Genomic DNA, 18,326 nt, shown 5'->3' with positions numbered 1-18,326 from the left:
CGACGGGCTGTCCGTGGTACCGCTGTGGCTCTCTAGTGGACGGAGTTCTCCTCCTGCGGGAACGTTCCGCCGACGACCTCGTCGGCGAACGCCTTCACCGCGTCGCCCATCACCTCACGCAGGTTGGCGTACTGCTTCACGAACTTCGGCACCCGCCCGCCGGTCAGGCCCAGCATGTCCGTCCACACCAGCACCTGCGCGTCGGTCTCGGGGCCCGCCCCGATCCCGACGGTCGGAATGTGCAGCACCCGTGTCACCTCGGCGGCCAGCTCCGCGGGGACCAGCTCCAGCACCACCGCGAACGCGCCCGCGTCCTGCACGGCCTTCGCGTCCCGCAGCAGCTGCTGGGCCGCCTCCTCGCCGCGGCCCTGCACGCGGTAGCCCATGGCGTTGACCGACTGGGGGGTCAGGCCGATGTGCGCCATGACCGGGATGCCGGACTCGACGAGCAGCCGGATCTGCTCGTGCGACCGCTCGCCCCCCTCCAGCTTCACCGCCTGCACCCCGGCCTCCTTCACCAGCCGGGTCGCCGAGCGCAGCGCCTGCACCGGACCCTCCTGGTAGGAGCCGAAGGGCAGGTCGCCGACGATCAGGGCACGGGAGGTGCCCCGTACGACCGCCGCCGACAGCATCGTCATCTCGTCGAGGGTGACGGGCACGGTCGTCTCGTACCCGAGGTGGCAGTTGCCCGCCGAGTCGCCGACGAGCATCACAGGGATGCCGGCCTCGTCGAAGACGGACGCGGTCATCGCGTCGTACGCGGTGAGCATCGGCCACTTCTCGCCGCGCTCCTTGGCGGCGGCGATGTCCCGCACGGTGATACGGCGGGTGCCCTTGCCCCCGTACAGCGCCTTGCCGCCGTCGGAGGGCTTCGTCTGAGCAGTCTGGGCAGCCGGAAGCTGCGTCATTGCACGGCTCCTAACACGTCATCTCGAGGCGCCCTGACGGCGTCCCCGGACCACGTCCATGGTGGCACCTCGTGCCATCGAGGGCTAGGGGAGCCCCTGTGAGTTCCGCCCCGGAACCGGAAGCGGGCGTTGCGTAAGATCCGGGTAAGAGTATTCCAATACGAGACGGTCTCGTATCGAAATGGCTCTAGGCTCGGACACATGACTACTCCTGCCGACCCGGCCGCCCCCACCGGCCCGCGCGTACCGGAAGCGGTGCACCGGCGCCGCTGGGCGATCCTCGGCGTGCTGATGCTCAGCCTGCTGATCGTCGTGCTCGACAACTCGATCCTGAACGTCGCCATCAAGACGATCTCCACCCCGGCCCCCACCGGCCTGGGCGCCACCCAGAGCGAGCTGGAGTGGGCGATCAACGCCTACACCCTCGTCTTCGCGGGCCTGCTGTTCACCGCCGGGCTGCTCGGCGACCGGCTGGGCCGCAAGAAGGTGCTGATCGGCGGTCTCGCCGTGTTCGGCCTCGGATCGGCGCTCGCCGCGTTCTCCGGCTCGCCGGGCGAGCTGATCACCTTCCGGGCGGTGATGGGCCTGGGCGCCGCGTTCGTCATGCCCGCCACCCTCGCCGTCCTCATGAACGTCTTCGAGCGTGAGGAGCAGCCCAAGGCCATCGGCATCTGGGCGGGCGGGGTCGGCCTCGCCGTCGCCATCGGCCCGATCACCGGCGGCGTCCTGCTCGACCACTTCTGGTGGGGCTCGGTCTTCCTCGTCAACGTGCCGATCGTGGTGCTCGGGCTCGCGCTGATGCTCTGGCTGGTGCCCGACTCGCGCGATCCGCACCCGGGCCGGATCGACCCCGTCGGCGTCGTGCTCTCCGTCGTCGGCCTGGTGCTGCTCGTCTACGGCATCATCAAGGGCGGCCAGCTCGCCGACTTCACCGACGCGACCGTGCTGGCGACCATCGGTGCCGGTGTCGCCGTGCTCGTCGCCTTCGTCGTGTTCGAGAAGCGCAGCGACCACCCGTCGATAGACGTCACGTACTTCAAGGACAAGGTCTTCTCGGCCGCCATCGCCGCCATCGCGCTGGTCTTCTTCGCCCTGATGGGCGTGACCTTCTTCGCCGTCTTCTACACGCAGAGCGTGCGCGGCTACTCGCCGCTGCAGACCGGTCTGCTGATGCTGCCGCTGGCCGCCGCCCAGTTGATCTTCGCGCCGCGCGCCCGGCTGGTGGTCGACCGCTTCGGCAACCGGGTCACGACCACGGCCGGCATGGTCGTCATCGCCGCCATGCTGGTCGCCTTCGCCACCCTGGACGCGGACACCCCCATCTGGATCCTGGAAGTGATCTTCTTCCTCATGGGTGCCGGCATGGCGCACATCATGACGCCGGTCAGCGTCGTCATCATGCAGGCCCTGCCCCGCGAGAAGGCCGGTTCCGCCTCCGCGCTCAGCAACACCTTCCGGCAGGTCGGCGGCGCCCTCGGCATCGCGGTCCTCGGCTCGGTGCTGTCCACGGCGTACCGCACGGGCATCGAGGACAAGCTCGGCGTCCTGCCCCCGGCCCTGCGGCACACCGCCGGGGAGTCCATCGAGGCCACGCTCGGCGTCGCGGACAAGCTCGGCCCGCGGGGCGAGTCCCTCGTCGCGCCGGCCTACGACGCGTTCCTGCACGCGATGCACACCACCGCCCTGTGGGGTGCGGGCGTCGCCCTGATCGGCGCGGTCGTCGTGGCGCTGTTTCTGCCGGGCAAGCCGCCGGCGCCCCAGCAGGGCGAGGGGGAGAAGGAGTTGACGCACACGCGGGCGTAGGCCTGCGGAAGAATTCACCTTCCGTACCGCCAGGAACGGTCTCCACCCGGTCAGGAAAGGACGCAGCGACGTGAGCCTCGCCGAACGGCACTCTCCGCACGGCGGACCCGCGAGGGGCCGCCCCAGAAGCGAGGCCGTCGAGCGCGCCATCATCGAGGGTGTGATGAAGCTCCTGGAGGAGGGCGTGCCCCTCGCGGAGCTGTCCATCGAGCGCATCGCCCGTACCGCCGGCGTCGGCAAGGCCACCATCTACCGCCGCTGGAGCGGCAAGGAGGAGCTCTTCGTCGACGTCGTGCGCGCCGCGGAACCCCCGGACCCGCCGCTGCCCGGCACCTCCATGCGCGACGACCTCGTGGTCCTGCTGGAGCAGGTGCGCCGGCGCGGCCTGGCCAACCGCTCCTCGGCGATCCTGCACAGCGTGCAGGCCCAGATGAAGAGCAGTCCGAAGCTCTGGGCGGCGTACCACGCCACCGTCGTCGCCCCGCGCCGCCGGCTCGGCCTGGAGGTCCTGCGCCGCGGCCGGGAGAACGGCGAACTGCGCACGGACCTCGACCTCGAACTGCTGAACGACCTGTTCGTCGGCCCGGTTCTCGTGCGCGCCGTGCTGCGCCCCGACGCCGACCTGCCCGACGACCTCGCCGAGCAGGTCGTCGACACCCTGCTCGAAGGGCTGCGGCCCGGCGGCTCACCGTCCGTCAGATCGGCCTCCGAGGGCTCCTAGTGTGCGCGTTTCGTCACAGAGGGCGCTTTCGGCGGGCCTGATCGGAACTCCCCGCGGGGGCTCGAACGTCATCGCCCCCGTACGGCCGTCGGAGGACGGCGGGAACGGAACGGATCATCCCCTAGGGTCGTAAGGACACGGGGGCGATGGTGTGCACGGCAGGCAGTGAGGCGACGGTATGGCGCAGCAGGCGTACATGACGGAGACGGACAACGGCGGCTCGGGGCCCGAGCACCGGGGAACCCGGCTTCGGCGCCTGTTCGACCGGCTGGCGGGCCCCTGGCGGGGCGACCCCCGGATCTGGCGGCGCGGACTGCTCGTCACCGCGTGCGCGGTGCTGCTCGCCCTGGTCATGGTGCTGCACTCGCGCATCCCGAACACGATCGGCAACCTGGGCAGCCTCATCGAGACGTTCCTGCCGTGGCTGGGGCTCCTCGTCCCGGTGCTGCTCGTCCTCGCCCTGGTCCGCAGGTCCGCGACCGCGCTGATCGCGGTGGTGCTGCCGTCCGTGGTCTGGCTGAACCTCTTCGGCGGCCAGCTCAGCGACAAGGCGGCGACCGGCGGTGACCTCACGGTGGTCACGCACAACGTCAACGCCGACAACCCGGACCCGTCCGGCACCGCCCGTGACGTGGCCGCCTCCGGCGCGGACGTGCTGGCCCTGGAGGAGCTGACGCCGGCCGCCGTCCCGACGTACGAGAAGGCGCTGGCGTCGACGTACCGCTACCACTCGGTGCAGGGCACGGTCGGCGTGTGGAGCAAGTACCCGCTGGGCGGCGTGCGGGACGTGAACCTCGACATGGGCTGGACGCGCGCGATGCGCGCCACGGTGACCGCCCCGTCCGGGCAGTTGGCGGTCTACGTCGCCCATCTGCCGTCCGTGCGCGTGAAGATGGAGGCCGGCTTCACGGCCCGCCAGCGCGACCGCAGCGCCGACTACCTGGGCGAGGCCATCGCCCACGAGCCGCTGAAGAACGTCGTCCTGCTCGGCGACCTCAACGGCACGATGAACGACCGCGCGCTCAACGCCGTCACCTCCCAGATGCGCTCGGCGCAGGGCGCGGCCGGCAGCGGTTTCGGCTTCAGCTGGCCCGCGTCGTTCCCGATGGCGCGCATCGACCAGATCATGGTCCGGGGCCTGAAGCCGGAGAGCTCGTGGACCCTTCCGCAGACGGGCAGCGACCATCTGCCGGTCGCGGCCCGTGTGAGGGTCACCACAAGCGGCTCCTGAAACCCGCTGGTCAGGGCACTGCCGACAGAAATCCGCAGCCGAGGCGGCACCTCGTGGAATAGTGCGCCTGAGAGACTTTGTTCCGTACTTGAACATACGCGTACGGATCTCCAAGCAAGTCTCGAAAGGCTCACTCATGCCCCTGGCCCTGCTCGCCCTCGCCGTGGGCGCCTTCGGCATCGGTACGACCGAGTTCGTGATGATGGGGCTGCTGCCCGATGTCGCGGACGACCTGAACATCTCGATACCCAGCGCCGGCCACCTGGTGTCGGCGTACGCGCTGGGCGTCGTCATCGGCGCCCCGCTCCTGGCCGCGGTCACCGCCAGGATGTCCCGGCGCACGGTCCTGATCGGCCTGATGGGACTGTTCGTCGTGGGCAACGCCCTGTCGGCCCTCGCGCCGGACAACGGCTGGCTGCTGGCCGCCCGCTTCCTGAGCGGTCTGCCGCACGGCGCCTTCTTCGGCGTGGGCGCCGTCGTCGCGACGAACATGGTCGCCCCCGAACGCAAGGCGCGGTCGGTCTCGCTGATGTTCCTCGGCCTGACGGTCGCGAACGTCCTGGGCGTGCCGGTCGCCACCCTCATGGGGCAGAACCTCGGCTGGAGGGCGACCTTCCTCGGCGTCAGCGCCATCGGCCTGGCGGCGATCGCCGCGCTCGCGTTCCTCATCCCGCGCGACCACGAGCACACCTCCGCCCAGGGCCTGCGCGGCGAACTCGCCGCCCTGCGCTCCCTCCCGGTCTGGCTGTCGCTCGGCACCACCGTCGCGGGCTTCGGTGCCCTCTTCGCGGCCTACAGCTACATCACGCCGATGCTCACGGACGCCGCCGGCTACGCCGACGCCAGCGTCACCCTGCTGCTGGCGCTGTTCGGTGTCGGCGCGACCGCAGGCAACCTGCTGGGCGGCCGGCTGGCCGACCACTCGCTGCGCGGCACGCTGTTCGGCGGCCTGACCTCGCTGGTGGCGGTGCTGGCGCTGTTCCCGCTGCTGATGCGCACGGAGCTCACGGCCGCCGTGGCCGTGATCCTGCTCGGCATGGCGGCCTTCGCCACCGGCTCCCCGCTCCAGCTGATGGTCATGGAGAAGGCCTCCTCGGCCCCGTCCCTGGCCTCCTCCGCCAACCAGGCCGCCTTCAACCTGGCCAACGCCGGCGGCGCCTGGATCGGCGGCCTCGCGCTGGCCGCGGGCTTCGGCGTCACCTCCCCGGCCCTGGCCGGTGTGGCCCTGGCCGTCCTCGGCCTGGCCGTGGCGTCGCTGGCCTACGCGGTGGACCGGCGCCGGACTCCGGTCGCCGGACGCGAGCGGATCGTGGCGAGCCACGTCCCGCAGGAGGCGGAAACGGTGCACCACTGACGGTTTCCGGTGGGCGGCGGCCCGTGGGATCACCTCCCACGGGCCGCCGCCGCGTCTACCGGGGCGCCCCGCGCCGCGCCGCGACGACCGCCGAACTGGTGGGCGTGGTGAGGATTTCGGTGGCGTCCAGCTCCGGATGGGTCAGGTAGAACAGGCGCAGTTCGTCCACCTCGCCCTCGAACCGGGGCGGCCACTCCGCCGACGGAGTGAAGTCGTCCAGGACGAGGATCCCCCCGGGAGCGAGCAGCTCGACGACCCTTCCCGGGGCGTCCCGTTTGCCGCCGCCGTCGCAGAAGAACACGTCGAACGGGGCGTGCCGTTCGAGCAGCCGCCAGTCGCCGGTCAGGACGCTGACGCGGCCGTCGTCGGCGAAGACCCCGGCCGCCCGCCGGGCCAGCTCCTCGTCCCGCTCCACGGTGACGAGCCGCGCACCGTCGCCGAGTCCGCTGTGCAGCCAGGCGGTCCCCACCCCCGATCCGGTGCCGCTCTCGGCGACGACCCCGCCGGGCTTGGAAGCGGCGGCCGTCCTCAGCAGCCTGCCGACCTCCGCGATGCAGCTTTTCTCGAACCCCGCCTCGGCGGCGAGGCGTTCGCCGGCCAGCACCCGCGCCGGAACTGCGCGCTCACTCATGACCGGACCCCCCTTCAGGACGGATCCGACGCTACCTGGCCGTCCGTCAGCGCGTTGATCAGTTCACCGAGTTCGCCGAACCGCCCGTCGAAGTCGTCGGAGTCCGTGGGCGGGTCCCCGACCGGGCGGTGCACGTAGGCGGTGCGCATGCCGGCCGCCCGCGCACCGCGCAGGTCCCAGGAGTGGGCGGCCACCATCAGCACGCACTCCGGCGGGCATCCGGCACTGTCGAGGGCGAGTCGGTAGACCTCGGGCGCCGGCTTGTAGGCCCGGGCCGCCTCGGCCGACAGGGCCTGATGCCAGCGCAGCCCGGCATACGCGTTGAGGTGCAGCAGGGCCGTGCGGCCGGCGTTGGACAGCCCGAGCACGGGGAACCGCCGGGCGAGCCGCTCCAGCCCGGCGGCGGAGTCGTGCCACGGGGGCAGGCGCCGGCCCGCCGTGGCCAGCCGGGCGACGGCCCCCGGATCGGTGACTCCGGCGCGGTCCGCCACGAGCCGGGCGGCCTCGGCGTCGAGGACCTCGGTGCTCGCGTACGGGCGCAGCCCCCGCCGGATGCGTTCCCGCTCCTGCTCGCCGTGCCGCTGCCACAGGGCGACGAGCTCGTCGGCGGCCGCCGGGTCGGGCAGCCGTGTCGCTTCCTGTACGGCCGCCCGAAGGCCGCCGGGTTCGTCGACCATGGTGCCGAGGACGTCGAAGACGACGACCTCGATGCCGCGGATCTCCGTTGTCCAGGGGTTCCTGGGTGAAGCGGACGCCGAGGCCGCTCAGGCGCTCGTACTCGGCCCGGACGTCGTCGACGGCGAACTGGGCGAGCGGGATGCCGTCGGCGGCGAGCGCGTCACGGTAGGGCTTGACGGCCGGGTGACCGGCGGGCTCCAGGAGCAGTTCCGTGCCGCCGGGGTTCTCGGGGGAGACGACGGTCAGCCACCGGTCCGTCTCGCCCAGGGGGACGTCGTACTTCTTCACGAAACCGAGGACCTCCGTGTAGAAGCGGAGGGCCTTGGCCTGGTCGTCGACGAAGACGCTGGTGAGATGGATCTTCATGGGGTGCTCTCTTCGGGTCCGGGTGCCCCGCGGTCGAGCCATCTCGCGGTGATGTGACGCAGCGGGGCCGTGTTCAGGTCGTGGAACTTGTAGCGGCCCTCCCGCCTGGTCTCGACGAGCCCGGCGGCCTCCAGCACCGCGAGGTGCTGGGAGACCGCCTGGCGCGAGATGCCGAGCTGATGCTTCATGCTCAGCCGCGAGCAGATCTCGAACAGCGTCTGCCCGGACTTCTCCGCGAGCTCGTCGAGGATGGTGCGACGGGTGGGGTCGGCCAAGGCTTTGAAAAGGTCATCGGCCACGACCCCAGGATAGGCAAGTGTCCACTTGCCTATCAAGGTCCTCCCGGCATGTCCCTCAGAGCGACTCCCGCCACCCGTTGGTGATCGGCAGGCGGCGGTCCTTGCCGAAGCCCTTCGGGGAGATCTTCGTGCCCGGCGGATACTGGCGGCGCTTGTACTCGGCCGTGTCCACCATGCGCAGCGTCTTCGCGACCAGCTCCGCGTCGAACCCGGCCGCCACGATCTCGTCCGCGCCCCGGTCCCGGTCGACGTACAGCTCCAGGATCGCGTCCAGCACCGGGTAGTCCGGCAGCGAGTCCGTGTCCACCTGGCCCGGGCGCAGTTCCGCGCTCGGGGGCTTGCTGATGGAGCTCTCGGGGATCGGCGGGGTCTGGCCGCGCTCCCCGGCGGCCCGGTTGCGCCACTCGGCGAGCCGGAAGACCGACGTCTTGTAGACGTCCTTGATGGGGCCGTACGCCCCGACCGAGTCGCCGTAGAGCGTCGAGTAGCCGACCGCCAGCTCCGACTTGTTGCCGGGGGCCAGGACGATGTGGCCCTCCTGGTTGGAGATCGCCATGAGCAGCGTGCCGCGCAGGCGCGACTGGAGGTTCTCCTCCGCCAGGCCCGTGAGCCCCAGCGAGCCCATGTAGGCGTCGAACATCGGCTCGATCGCGACCGTGCGGTAGTTCAGACCCGTGCGGCGGGCCAGTTCGGCCGCGTCGTCCTTGGAGTGGTCCGAGGAGTACTTCGACGGCATCGACACGCCGTACACGTTCCGCGCGCCCACCGCGTCGCACGCGATCGCCGCGACCAGCGCCGAGTCGATGCCGCCCGACAGGCCGATCAGGACCGAGGAGAAGCCGTTCTTCGCGACGTACGCCCGCAGGCCCACGACCAGCGCCGAGTAGACCTCCTCGTCGTCCTCCAGACGGTCCGCGTAGCCGCCCGTGAGCTCGGGCTCGTACGGGGCGAGCGGCTCCTCCGACAGGACGACCCGGTCGATGCGCAGACCGTCGTCGACCACGCCCGTCGGGGCGTCCGCCGACGCTGCCGGCAGGTCCAGGTCCAGGACCACGCAGCCCTCGGAGAACTGCGGCGCCCGCGCCACGACCTCGCCGTCCTTGTCGACCACGATCGAGTCGCCGTCGAACACCAGCTCGTCCTGGCCGCCGATCATGGCCAGGTACGCCGTGGTGCAGCCGGCCTCCTGGGCCCGCTTGCGGACCAGCTCCAGACGCGTGTCGTCCTTGTTGCGCTCATAAGGGGAGGCGTTGATCGAGACCAGCAGGCCCGCCCGCGCCGACCGGGCGGCGGGGACGCGCCCGCCGTCCTGCCAGAGGTCCTCGCAGATGGCCAGGGCGACGTCCACACCGTGCACCCGCAGCACCGGCATGCTGTCGCCGGGCACGAAGTAGCGGAACTCGTCGAACACGCCGTAGTTCGGCAGGTGGTGCTTGGCGAAGTTCAGGACCACCTCGCCGCGGTGCAGCACCGCCCCGGCGTTCTGCGGCGCGCCGGCCGGCTGGCCGTACTTCGGCTGGGCGGTCGCACTGCGGTCGAGGTAGCCGACGATCACCGGCAGCTCTCCGAAGCCCTCGTCGGCCAGGCGCGCCGCGAGCGCGCGCAGCGCCGTCCGGGAGGCCTCCACGAAGGACGACCTGAGCGCCAGGTCCTCGACGGGGTACCCGGTCAGCACCATCTCCGGGAACGCCACGAGATGCGCTCCCTGTTCGGCGGAGTGCCGGGTCCAGCGGACGATCGACTCGGTGTTCCCGGCGAGGTCGCCGACGCCGGCGTCGATCTGGTTCAGGGCGAGACGTAGTTGAGGCACGCCGCCCAGTGTAATCGTCAGTGCGACGCAATGGGGTGGTGTGGGTCACCCCACACCACCCCGGTCCCCTTGCGGAGGTCAGCGGCGCCGGTACGACTCGACGTAACCGCTCGCGGGTGTGCCCACGCCGGTGACGTCGTCGTAGCCCTTCACGGCGGACAGCGAGCTGTCCTTGCCGAGACTGCGCACGGAGGTGGCCAGACCGCCGGTGGCGTCGTAGCCGTTCACGAAGTCGAGCCGGGCCACGGCGAGACCCTTGCCCGTCGGGTTGTCGGTGACGTCGTGGTAGACCTTCGAGCCGTACTTCGCGTAGATCGCCGGGTTGGCGAAGCCGATCGCCTTGCCGCGGGCCTCCTGGGCCAGGGCCTGGACGGCCGCGATGGCCGGCGCGGCGAGCGAGGTGCCGCCGATGCGGTACTCGCTGTACGCCTGCCTCTTCCCGTCCGGCGAGCTCTGCGTCTGGCCGACCAGGAAGCCGGTGTTCGGGTCGGCGATCGCCGCGATGTCCGGGACGACCCGGTTGCCGTTCGCGCTGTTGGCCTTGGCCAGTGCGTCCGGCACGACACCCTGCTGGTAGTCGGGCTCGGCGACGGTCCTGCTGGTGCCGCCGCCCGCGCCGGAGGTGAAGGCGCCGGGGAAGTCGGTCCAGCTCTTGCCGTCCGCCGACAGCACCGCCTTGTCGGTGCCCCAGCCGGTCTCCCAGAGGTACGTGTCGTTCTTGCCGACGGCCAGCGAGGTGCCGCCGACGGCGGTCACCCACGCCGAGTTGGCCGGGGAGTCGACCTGCTTCGTCCCGGAGCTCGCGACCTCGTCGCCGTCGTCACCCGAGGAGAAGTAGAAGCCGATGCCCTCGACCGCGCCCAGCTGGAACACCTGGTCGTAGGCGGCCGCGAGGTCGGGCGTCTGCGCGGCCTCCACCTCGCCCCAGGAGTTGGAGACGATGTCGGCCAGGTGGTTGTCGACGACCTTGCCGAGCGCGTCGAGCAGGTCCCCGTCCGTGCAGGAGGCGGCGCCGACGTACGTGACGTCCGCGGCCGGTGCGACCGCGTGCACCGCCTCGACGTCCAGGGTCTCCTCGCCGTACCAGCCGGACGCCCCGCAGTCCTCGGTGTTCGTGTACGTCGCGGGCAGCGACTGGTGCAGCTGACCCGTCTTCCACGCCGCGTCGCCGTTGCGCTTGGCGTAGGTGCCGGCGTCGTAGGCGATCGTCGGGGAGGCGTAGGCGTCCGTGATGGCGACCCGGACGCCCTTGCCGGTGCGCTTGCCCGCGCCGTAGGCGGCCCGCAGCTGCTTGCCCGTGTAGCCCTTCACGGCGTACGGGATCTTCTTGCCGTACGCACTCGGGAGCGTGCTCGCGGTCTTCGAGCCGTAGTACGAGGAGAACGGCCCGGCGTTGCGGAACACGGTGTCCGGCGGGGGCAGTTGATCGTCGTGCGTGGCCATGTGCGGCGCGTTGTCCAGCCCGGTCACGGTCAGGACGGCGTCGGCCAGGCCCTGCGGCACGGAGGCGGCGCTCGCCGGGGCGCGGTAGGTCTTCGAGCCCTTGGCGAAGTTGTGCAGCTGGGTGCCGAACGCCTTCTCGGCCGCGGCCACGTCACCGCTCACGGACACGTAGTGCCGCGTGACGCCGGTGACCTTCAGACCGGCCGCCGTCAGCCAGGACTTCACGGCCGCCACCTGGGCCTTCGTGGCGCCGAAGCGGGCCTGCGCCTGCTTGGCCGTCAGGTACTCGCCGTACGAGGCCGAGTCCGGGTCGGAGACGGCCTTCGCGTAGGCGGCGAGCCCTGCGGCGTCCTTGCCGGCCAGGTAGACCCGGGCCGAGACCCGGGCGCCGTCGGAGGTGGCGCCCTTGTCCGCCTTGGCCGTGGCCCACGCGGGCCGGGTCCCGGCCAGCAGATCGCGGAGCGGGTGGTCGGCGGCGTGCGCCGCGGGTATGCCGAGCGCCAGCGCACCGGCGAGCATCGGCAGTGTCGCTGCCACGCTCACGGCGCGCACCTTGGCGCGGTTGGATCTCATGGAACCCCCTGTGCGGTTCGTCGCGAGTGGATCACTCGACGGTCGCCACTCTCGCGATGAACCGTTCATGCCAGGGAATGGCGCAGCCCAAGAAGCGCCCTATGGAGACCAAGAAGAGCCCAAGAGACCGCTGGGAAGGGCGTTTTGAGGCTTACGCGCCGCCGAAGCATGCCCAGGAGGATCGCTCCGTGCCCGCGGTGACCGGTTCCCTGCCCGGGAGGATCGCTCCGTGCCCGCGGTGACCGGTTCCCTGCCCGGGAGGATCGCTCCGTGCCCGCGGTGACCGTTCCCTGCCCGGGAGGACCGCTCCGCGCCCGCGCCGACGGCTCATCGCCCGCGCCCACCGCTCTACGCCCGCGGCGTCGCGCCCCGCTCCTTGAGCATGTCGGCCATCAGGGAGATCTCCGACTGCTGCGCGTCCACCATGCCCTGCGCGAGCCGCTTCTCCACGCCGACCTGGCACTTGGCCACGCAGCCCTCGGCCATGTGGATGCCGCCCTTGTGATGGTCCGTCATCAGCTGGAGGTAGAAGACCTCCGCCTGCCTCCCGTCGAGCTCGCCGAGCTTCTTCATCTCGGAGTTGGTCGCCATGCCCGGCATCAGCGCGCCGTCCTTGCCGGACGCCATGCCGCCCATGTCCATCCAGGTCATCGGCGGCTCGGAGGACACCTTGGGCAGGCCCCACAGGTCGAGCCAGCCCAGCATCATGCCGCGCTGGTTGGCCTGCGTCTGCGCGATGTCGTACGCCAGGCGCCGGACCTCCTCGTCCTTCGTGCGGTCGCGCACGATGTACGACATCTCCACGGCCTGCTGGTGGTGCACCGCCATGTCCCGGGCGAACCCGGCGTCCGCGGACTCGGCGGACGGTGTCCTGCCGCCGCCGTCGTCCCCGGCGACCGCGTAGGTGATCGCGCCGGCGGCGACGAGCGCTGCCGTCGCGGCCCCGGCGATCAGGCCGACATGCCTCACTTCGACAGCCCGTTCGTGCAGGCGGCGCCCGGCTCGGGGGTCTGCTCGCCCTGGACGAACTTCTCGAAGAACTTGTCCACGTTCGGGTCGCTCGCGCCCGTCACCGTGCGCTGGTGGCCCCACGCCGAGAGCATGATCGGGTCCTTCTGGTCGTCCATCGGGCTCATCAGCGTGTAGGGCGTCTTCTTCACCTTCGCCGCGAGCGCGTCGATGTCGGCCTTCTTCGCGGCGGCGTTGTACGTCACCCACACCGCCCCGTGCTCCAGCGAGTGCACGGCGTTGGTGTTGTTCAGCTTTTCGGTGTAGACGTCGCCATTGCAGTTCATCCAGACCTGGTTGTGGTCACCGCCGACCGGCGGCTCGGAGGCGTACTTCACGGCCTTGGCGACGTGGTTGCGGGCGAGCTTCCCCTCCCAGGTCTTCACGCCGTCCTTGCCCGTCACGAACTTGCCCTTGCCCGAGGAGTCGCTCGCCGCAGCGGTGTCACTGCCCTTGTCGTCCTGGGACCGCACGAGCACGACGCCGCCGACCACGAGTCCGGCGACGACCACGACACTGGCCGCGATGGTGAGGACCCGGTTGCGACGCTCACGGGACTGCTCGGCGCGCCGCATCTCCTCTATTCGCGCCCTGCGGTCCGTGTTGCTCTTCTTGGCGGAGCCCATGAGGTGTCCTTCGTGGGAAAAGTGACAGTCGGGTGGGCTGATCTTGACGTGCTTCCCGGCCTGATGTCCAGGGGGTCCGGCCTGGGCCGCCTGGGCCCTTCCGGGGGCTTCCTGCTTCACCGCGCTGTGCGGGCACGTGTGCCCGTCTTACCCGCGCTCCACAGGCGTTTTGCGTCTCCGCCCGTCCGGCGGCGACGATACGGCGTCCTTCGAGCAGGACATTGCGGGCAGCGTTGTGGTCACGATCGTGCACCGTGCCGCATCCGCCGCACGTCCACTGCCGGACGTGCAGCGGTTTGGGGCCGTCCCGGTATCCGCAGGCCGAGCAGATCTGGGAGGACGGGAACGCCCGGCCCACCTTGGCGAAGGTGCGGCCGTGTCTGGCCGCCTTGTACCCCAGCATCCCGACGAACGCGGACCATCCCGCGTCGTGCACCGACTTCGCGAGCCGGGTTCGGCCGAGACCGGCCACCGCGAGGTCCTCCACGTACACCGCTTGGTTGTCGCGGATGATCTGCGTGGATGCCTTGTGGTGGAAGTCCCGCCGCCGGTCCGCCACACGCGCATGCTGGCGGGCGACCTTGATACGGGCCTTGGCCCGGTTCCTCGATCCCTTCACCTTGCGAGACAGCTCCCGCTGAAGACGCCTGAGCTTCTTCTCCGCCCGGCGCAGGAAGCGGGGACTGTCGATCTTCCGGCCGTCGGACAGGACCGCGAAAGTGGACAGACCCAGATCGATACCGGCTTCCGTCTGCGTTCGCGGGAGAGTCTCGGGCTCGGTGTCCACGACGAAGCTCAGGAAATACCGGCCAGAACAGTCTTTGGTGACCGTGAGAGACGTCGGTGCGGCCGGAAGCGGGCGCGACCACTTGACCTTGAGGCTGCCGACCTTGGCCACGTGCACCGTGCCGTCGTCGCGCAAGGAGAAGGCGTTGGTGTTGAGCCGGATCGAATGCCGGGTGTCCTTCTTGGACTTGTACCGGGGCGGCCCCACCCTCCGACCCGTCCGCTTGCCGCTGACGCTGTCGAAGAAGTTCTTGTAAGCGGTGTCCAGGTCCCGCAGGGACTGCTGCAGGACCACCGCCGACACTTCGGCGAGCCAGGCGCGATCTTCAGTGCGCTTGGCCTGGGTGATCCGCAAACGGGAAAGATCCGCCGATTTCACGTACGGCAGCCCCGCAGCGTGCGCTTCCCTCCGGTCGCGCAGGCAGTCGTTCCACACCACACGGGCACACCCGAACGCCCGCGCCAGCGCACGGCACTGAGAGGCAGACGGATAGGCCCGGTAGTTGTAGCGGAGCTGCATGGCGATCACCATATGGACGCTTCGCGGTCGCTCGCTGCGAAAGATCACATCTCATCGGAATTGCGCACGATGTGGGCAACCTTGTTCGATTGCTTCGAAGTTGAGGTGAAGGAGGGCGGCTGACACGATCACGTCTGGGAGGCGGCCGTCAGCCGCTGACCTTCGGGTACCGGATAATTTGAACCCTGGATTCCTATTACATACGCTGCCTGCATGCGGCTGCTGCGCTCCACCGACCTCGCCCTGCGGGTCCTGATGCGGCTCGCCGTCGCGGGCGGGTCGAGTCCGACGACCCGGGACGTCGCGGACGGCATGGACGTGCCGTACACCCACCTGGCGAAGGTCGTCGCCGAGCTCCAGCACATGGGCCTGCTCGAGGCCCGCCGCGGCCGAGGCGGCGGCCTCACCCTCACCGAGCAGGGCCGCACGGCCTCGGTGGGTGCCGTGGTCCGTGCCTTCGAGGGCAGCGGCGACGTCGTCGACTGCGAGGGCGCCACCCCCTGCCCCCTCAACTCCGCCTGCCGCCTGCGCGGCGCCCTGCGCCGGGCCCAGGAGGCGTTCTTCGCCTCACTGGACCCGGTCACGGTGGAGGACATCGTGGCGGAGCCGACGGGGGTGCTGCTGCTGGGGATCTCGCGGGGCGTGGATCCCCGTGACGTCTAGGGCCCGGTCCCCCCGACCAGGGCCCGGTTCCCCCGAGGGCAGGCCTAGGCCTGCCCCGCCAGCCACAGGTCCGGGCCGAACACCTCGTAGTGGATGTCGGCGGGTGCCACGCCCTTCGCGATCAACTGGGTCCGCACCGCCCGCATGAAGGGGAGCGGTCCGCACAGGAACGCGCGCGTGCCCGGGGTCAGCGCAACGCCGGTGAGGTCGACCAGGCCCGGGTGGGTGCCCGCCGGGGCGTCCTGCTCGTACCAGAGGTGGACGGCCGCGTCCGGGAGCTTGGCCGCGTAGGCCTCGTGGTCGGTGCGCAGGGCGTGGGTCGCGGGGGAGTGGTCGGCGTGCACGACGGTGACCGGGGCGCGGTGCCCCGAGTCGGCGAGGTGCGCCAGCATCGCGGTCATCGGGGTCACGCCGATGCCGGCCGAGGCCAGCAGCAGCGGCGTGTCGGAGTCGGCGTCCAGGACCAGGTCGCCGTACGGCTCGGACACCTCCAGGACGTCACCCACCTCCACGCGCGCGTGGAGGTGGTTCGAGACCTCGCCGTCGGGGGCGGCGGCCGTGTGCACGCGCTTCACGCTGATCTGCCGCAGGTCCGGGCCGGGCGCCCCGGACAGGCTGTACTGCCGTATCTGACGGGCACCGTCCGTGAGGGTGACGCGGACGGAGACGTACTGGCCCGCGAGGAAGTCCCGCACCGGGCCGCCGTCGGCCGGCCGCAACCGGAACGTGGCGACGTCCGCGGTCTCGGCGACCCGCTCGACGACCTCCCAGGCCCGCCAGGTGGGCCCGCCGTGCTCCTCGCGCAGCCGCCGCTCCACGGCGATGAGCGCGTTCGCCATCAGCCAGTAGACCTCGTCCCAGGCTGCGGCGACCTCCGGCGTGACCGCGTCGCCGAGCACCTCGGCGATGGCGGCGAACAGGTGCTCGTGGACGACGCCGTACTGCTCCGGCGTGACGCCGAGCGAGGCGTGCTTGTGGGCGATGCGCTGCAGCATCGCGTCCGGCCGCTGCCCCGGACGGTCCAGCAGGTGCGTCGCGAACGCGGCGATGGACCCGGCCAGAGCCTGGCGCTGGGTGCCGGCGGCCTGGTTGCCCCGGTTGAACAGGTCCCGCAGCAGTTCCGGGTGGGCCTCGAACAGCCCGGCGTAGAAGCGCTCGGTGATTGTGCCGAGGGCCGCGCCGACGGCGGGGAGTGTGGCGCGGACGGTGGCGGCGGACTGCTCGGACAGCATCTGGGCTCCTCAAGGCTCGACTGGGGCACGCTATTTAAAGTTGCATATAAGATGCAAATTAAGTGGGTGGGGCGGCGAAAGGAACCGGCCGTTACGGATGCCGGTGCGAGCAGGCACTATGGGCGGAAGAGCAGTTCACCTGCCGTATGTGAGGCGTTCGGCCCCAGGCCCCCCGGGCGATCATGGTCCGCAACGCGCACGAAACGGTGGTGTGGTCTGATGCTCTGGTGCCCGACCGCCTCCCGTGGTACGGAAGACAGGCGGCCTGACCAGCAAGGATGGGGAAGCGGAAGATGGACAAGCAGCAGGAGTTCGTGCTCCGGACGTTGGAGGAGCGCGACATCCGGTTCGTACGCCTGTGGTTCACGGACGTGCTGGGCTTCCTCAAGTCGGTCGCGGTGGCCCCGGCCGAGCTGGAGCAGGCCTTCGACGAGGGCATCGGCTTCGACGGCTCCGCGATCGAGGGCTTCGCCCGGGTCTACGAGTCCGACATGATCGCCAAGCCGGACCCGTCGACCTTCCAGATCCTGCCCTGGCGGGCGGAGGCCCCGGGCACGGCCCGCATGTTCTGCGACATCCTCATGCCGGACGGCTCCCCGTCCTTCGCCGACCCGCGCTACGTGCTCAAGCGCGCCCTCGCCCGCACCTCCGACCTGGGCTTCACCTTCTACACCCACCCGGAGATCGAGTTCTTCCTGCTGAAGGACCGGCCGCTGGACGGCAGCCGTCCGACGCCCGCCGACAACTCCGGCTACTTCGACCACACCCCGACCAACGTCGGCATGGACTTCCGCCGCCAGGCGATCACCATGCTGGAGTCGATGGGCATCTCGGTCGAGTTCTCCCACCACGAGGGCGCCCCCGGCCAGCAGGAGATCGACCTCCGCTACGCCGACGCGCTCTCCACGGCCGACAACATCATGACGTTCCGCCTCGTCATGAAGCAGGTGGCCCTGGAGCAGGGCGTGCACGCCACATTCATGCCGAAGCCGTTCTCCGAGCACCCCGGCAGCGGCATGCACACGCACCTGTCGCTCTTCGAGGGCGACCGCAACGCCTTCTACGAGTCGGGCTCGGAGTACCAGCTCTCCAAGGTGGGCCGCTCCTTCATCGCGGGCCTGCTGCGGCACGCGGCGGACATCTCCGCCGTCACCAACCAGTGGGTGAACTCCTACAAGCGCATCTGGGGCGGCGCGGAGCGCACCGCGGGCGCGGGCGGCGAGGCCCCCTCCTACATCTGCTGGGGCCACAACAACCGCTCGGCCCTGGTCCGCGTCCCCATGTACAAGCCCGGCAAGACGGGCTCGGCGCGGGTCGAGGTCCGCTCCCTCGACTCGGGTGCGAACCCGTACCTGGCCTACGCCCTGCTGCTGGCCGCCGGCCTCAAGGGCATCGAGGAGGGCTACGAGCTCCCGCCGGGCGCCGAGGACGACGTCTGGGCCCTCTCCGACGCGGAGCGCCGCGCGATGGGCATCGAGCCGCTTCCCCAGAACCTGGGCGAGGCCCTGACCCTCATGGAACGCAGCGACCTCGTCGCCGAGACCCTCGGCGAGCACGTCTTCGACTTCTTCCTGCGCAACAAGCGGCAGGAGTGGGAGGAGTACCGCTCGGAGGTCACGGCGTTCGAGCTGCGGAAGAACCTTCCGGCGCTGTAAGGGCAGGTGGAACGTCCCA

The 18,326-nt window shown here is 70.8% G+C and carries 16 protein-coding genes and 1 pseudogene; 6 read left to right on the top strand and 11 right to left on the bottom strand.

Annotated elements, in window-relative coordinates; all coding sequences use genetic code 11:
• Positions 1-32 precede the first annotated feature (32 nt).
• On the bottom strand, positions 33-908 hold the full coding sequence (gene panB, locus IE153_RS39015) for a 3-methyl-2-oxobutanoate hydroxymethyltransferase (protein WP_097216257.1): 876 nt from the start codon (positions 906-908) through the stop codon (positions 33-35).
• A 201-nt stretch (positions 909-1,109) separates the two neighbouring features.
• On the opposite strand from panB, the gene IE153_RS39010 reads away from it, so the two are divergent.
• From IE153_RS39010 to IE153_RS38995, 4 genes are all read left to right on the top strand, one after another.
• Positions 1,110-2,711 carry an MFS transporter gene (locus IE153_RS39010; protein WP_189594420.1) on the top strand — a complete coding sequence of 534 codons (1,602 nt, stop codon included), beginning with the start codon at positions 1,110-1,112 and terminating at the stop codon, positions 2,709-2,711.
• Between the two features lie 70 nt (positions 2,712-2,781).
• A complete protein-coding gene (locus IE153_RS39005; RefSeq protein WP_189594419.1) occupies positions 2,782-3,432 on the top strand; it encodes a TetR/AcrR family transcriptional regulator in 651 nt (216 codons plus the stop codon).
• 178 nt (positions 3,433-3,610) lie between these two features.
• On the top strand, positions 3,611-4,663 hold the full coding sequence (locus IE153_RS39000; RefSeq protein ID WP_189594418.1) for an endonuclease/exonuclease/phosphatase family protein: 1,053 nt from the start codon (positions 3,611-3,613) through the stop codon (positions 4,661-4,663).
• 136 nt (positions 4,664-4,799) lie between these two features.
• Complete coding sequence (locus tag IE153_RS38995) at positions 4,800-6,017, top strand: MFS transporter (protein WP_189594417.1); 1,218 nt, start codon at positions 4,800-4,802, stop codon at positions 6,015-6,017.
• Between the two features lie 55 nt (positions 6,018-6,072).
• Here IE153_RS38995 and IE153_RS38990 read toward each other — a convergent pair whose 3' ends face one another.
• From IE153_RS38990 to IE153_RS38950, 9 genes and pseudogenes are all read right to left on the bottom strand, one after another.
• Complete coding sequence (locus tag IE153_RS38990; RefSeq protein ID WP_189594416.1) at positions 6,073-6,648, bottom strand: O-methyltransferase; 576 nt, start codon at positions 6,646-6,648, stop codon at positions 6,073-6,075.
• Between the two features lie 14 nt (positions 6,649-6,662).
• Positions 6,663-7,367: a haloacid dehalogenase type II gene (locus IE153_RS38985; protein WP_268251966.1), complete on the bottom strand. Its 705-nt coding sequence runs from the start codon at positions 7,365-7,367 to the stop codon at positions 6,663-6,665.
• Position 7,368: 1 nt separating this feature from the next.
• A pseudogene (locus IE153_RS38980) lies at positions 7,369-7,692 on the bottom strand (VOC family protein); the annotation flags it as partial.
• The gene (locus IE153_RS38975; protein WP_189594414.1) at positions 7,689-7,991 is read right to left on the bottom strand and encodes an ArsR/SmtB family transcription factor; all 303 of its coding nucleotides are present in this window, start codon (positions 7,989-7,991) and stop codon (positions 7,689-7,691) included. The gene IE153_RS38975 and the pseudogene IE153_RS38980, both read right to left, overlap by 4 nt.
• A 55-nt stretch (positions 7,992-8,046) precedes the next feature.
• Positions 8,047-9,801 (bottom strand): NAD+ synthase, encoded by a 1,755-nt coding sequence (locus tag IE153_RS38970; RefSeq protein ID WP_189594413.1) that lies wholly within the window; start codon positions 9,799-9,801, stop codon positions 8,047-8,049.
• Positions 9,802-9,879: 78 nt separating this feature from the next.
• On the bottom strand, positions 9,880-11,817 hold the full coding sequence (locus IE153_RS38965; RefSeq protein WP_189594412.1) for a S53 family peptidase: 1,938 nt from the start codon (positions 11,815-11,817) through the stop codon (positions 9,880-9,882).
• 348 nt (positions 11,818-12,165) lie between these two features.
• Positions 12,166-12,786, bottom strand: a complete 621-nt coding sequence (locus IE153_RS38960) for a DUF305 domain-containing protein (protein ID WP_189594411.1) — start codon at positions 12,784-12,786, stop codon at positions 12,166-12,168.
• Positions 12,783-13,451 (bottom strand): thioredoxin-like domain-containing protein, encoded by a 669-nt coding sequence (locus IE153_RS38955; protein ID WP_189594410.1) that lies wholly within the window; start codon positions 13,449-13,451, stop codon positions 12,783-12,785. The genes IE153_RS38960 and IE153_RS38955 overlap by 4 nt, the downstream gene beginning before the upstream one ends.
• The gene (locus tag IE153_RS38950; protein WP_229829385.1) at positions 13,375-14,757 is read right to left on the bottom strand and encodes an RNA-guided endonuclease InsQ/TnpB family protein; all 1,383 of its coding nucleotides are present in this window, start codon (positions 14,755-14,757) and stop codon (positions 13,375-13,377) included. Before IE153_RS38950 ends, IE153_RS38955 begins: the two co-directional genes overlap by 77 nt.
• A gap of 213 nt (positions 14,758-14,970) precedes the next feature.
• Here IE153_RS38950 and IE153_RS38945 point away from each other — a divergent pair, with 213 nt between their 5' ends.
• Positions 14,971-15,420, top strand: a complete 450-nt coding sequence (locus IE153_RS38945; RefSeq protein ID WP_189594409.1) for an RrF2 family transcriptional regulator — start codon at positions 14,971-14,973, stop codon at positions 15,418-15,420.
• A gap of 44 nt (positions 15,421-15,464) precedes the next feature.
• On the opposite strand, the gene IE153_RS38940 is transcribed toward IE153_RS38945, so the two are convergent.
• Complete coding sequence (locus tag IE153_RS38940) at positions 15,465-16,652, bottom strand: globin domain-containing protein (protein ID WP_189594408.1); 1,188 nt, start codon at positions 16,650-16,652, stop codon at positions 15,465-15,467.
• Between the two features lie 293 nt (positions 16,653-16,945).
• Here IE153_RS38940 and glnA2 point away from each other — a divergent pair, with 293 nt between their 5' ends.
• Positions 16,946-18,307, top strand: coding sequence for a gamma-glutamylpolyamine synthetase GlnA2 (gene glnA2 / locus IE153_RS38935; RefSeq protein ID WP_189594407.1), 1,362 nt, complete (start codon positions 16,946-16,948; stop codon positions 18,305-18,307).
• Positions 18,308-18,326: the final 19 nt, after the last annotated feature.

The organism is Streptomyces massasporeus (genome assembly GCF_014648995.1).
In the GTDB taxonomy this organism is placed as follows: Bacteria; Actinomycetota; Actinomycetes; order Streptomycetales; family Streptomycetaceae; genus Streptomyces; species Streptomyces massasporeus.
This window is presented reverse-complemented; position numbering and strand designations above follow the sequence as displayed.

Coding starts and splice junctions, on each gene's coding strand:
- panB (WP_097216257.1), bottom strand. CDS start 908: ATGACGCAGCTTCCGGCTGCCCAGACTGCTCAGACGAAGCCCTCCGAC.
- IE153_RS39010 (WP_189594420.1), top strand. CDS start 1,110: ATGACTACTCCTGCCGACCCGGCCGCCCCCACCGGCCCGCGCGTACCG.
- IE153_RS39000 (WP_189594418.1), top strand. CDS start 3,611: ATGGCGCAGCAGGCGTACATGACGGAGACGGACAACGGCGGCTCGGGG.
- IE153_RS38995 (WP_189594417.1), top strand. CDS start 4,800: ATGCCCCTGGCCCTGCTCGCCCTCGCCGTGGGCGCCTTCGGCATCGGT.
- IE153_RS38990 (WP_189594416.1), bottom strand. CDS start 6,648: ATGAGTGAGCGCGCAGTTCCGGCGCGGGTGCTGGCCGGCGAACGCCTC.
- IE153_RS38965 (WP_189594412.1), bottom strand. CDS start 11,817: ATGAGATCCAACCGCGCCAAGGTGCGCGCCGTGAGCGTGGCAGCGACA.
- IE153_RS38955 (WP_189594410.1), bottom strand. CDS start 13,451: ATGGGCTCCGCCAAGAAGAGCAACACGGACCGCAGGGCGCGAATAGAG.
- IE153_RS38950 (WP_229829385.1), bottom strand. CDS start 14,757: ATGCAGCTCCGCTACAACTACCGGGCCTATCCGTCTGCCTCTCAGTGC.
- IE153_RS38945 (WP_189594409.1), top strand. CDS start 14,971: ATGCGGCTGCTGCGCTCCACCGACCTCGCCCTGCGGGTCCTGATGCGG.
- IE153_RS38940 (WP_189594408.1), bottom strand. CDS start 16,652: ATGCTGTCCGAGCAGTCCGCCGCCACCGTCCGCGCCACACTCCCCGCC.
- glnA2 (WP_189594407.1), top strand. CDS start 16,946: ATGGACAAGCAGCAGGAGTTCGTGCTCCGGACGTTGGAGGAGCGCGAC.